Annotated in this window: 2 protein-coding genes; both read right to left on the bottom strand. The window is 60.1% G+C overall.

The genetic code is table 11. From position 1 onward, the window contains the following. A partial coding sequence (locus tag EN935_RS38890; protein ID WP_127374399.1) for an SDR family NAD(P)-dependent oxidoreductase occupies positions 1–367 on the bottom strand: 367 nt, incomplete at its 3' end. Between the two features lie 5 nt (positions 368–372). Beyond that, positions 373–705: amidohydrolase family protein (locus EN935_RS38885; protein WP_206534712.1), on the bottom strand; the 333-nt coding region annotated here is incomplete at its 5' end.

The following is a 705-nucleotide window of genomic DNA, read 5'->3' as shown; positions in this document are numbered from 1 at the left end:
GGTTCGGCTTCAGAGCCCTTACCAGGGACAGTGCGCCAAAAGTGTTGACTGCAAACACTTCTGCAATGTCATCGAAAGAAATTTCATCAGGGCGCTTGCGCGTATCGCCGGTCATGCCAGCATTCGCGAACACGGCGTCGAAGGGTATCCTCCGCAGATTGGCGGCAAGCTGCGCGACAGAATTCGGATCCGCCGCCTCCAGGAGGTGGATGCGTTGCGGCGCAATTGTCGAGGCAAGTTCTGATACCGACGGCCCAGGTCTGCGAACGGTGCCGTGCACCTCCCACCCATCAGCCGTGAACTGGCGCGCCATCTCTAGTCCGAGTCCGCGATTGGCGCCACTGATGAGCAGGGTTGCCTTTGCCATGGATGTTACACCGCGTTGCCCCTTTTGATCCGCGACCCTGCGGAGCGCGGAATAAACCGGCCATGTCCCTTAGCTGCCCGCACTCTTATGCCGTCCCAGATTTCGACGCCACGCACGAACGACGCCGCCACGCGAACTGAAAAGGTCATCCCGTCGTACGGGCTCCAGTTGACGTCGTCATGGGCGTCAGCGGAGTTGTAGACAAATTGCCCTGGTTCGAGGACCGCAAAATCGGCATCGGAGCCGACAGCGATGGCACCTTTGCGTGGCCAAATGCCGAACAGCTTTGCCGGCTTCTCGGAAAGGTGCGCCGCAAGCATCAGCGGAGCGTCCAGATC

The sequence above is a fragment of the Mesorhizobium sp. M7D.F.Ca.US.004.03.1.1 genome, from assembly GCF_003998635.1.
GTDB lineage: Bacteria > Pseudomonadota > Alphaproteobacteria > Rhizobiales > Rhizobiaceae > Mesorhizobium > Mesorhizobium loti.
The sequence above is the reverse complement of the archived record's forward strand: the minus strand, read 5'-3'. Positions and strand labels throughout refer to the sequence as shown.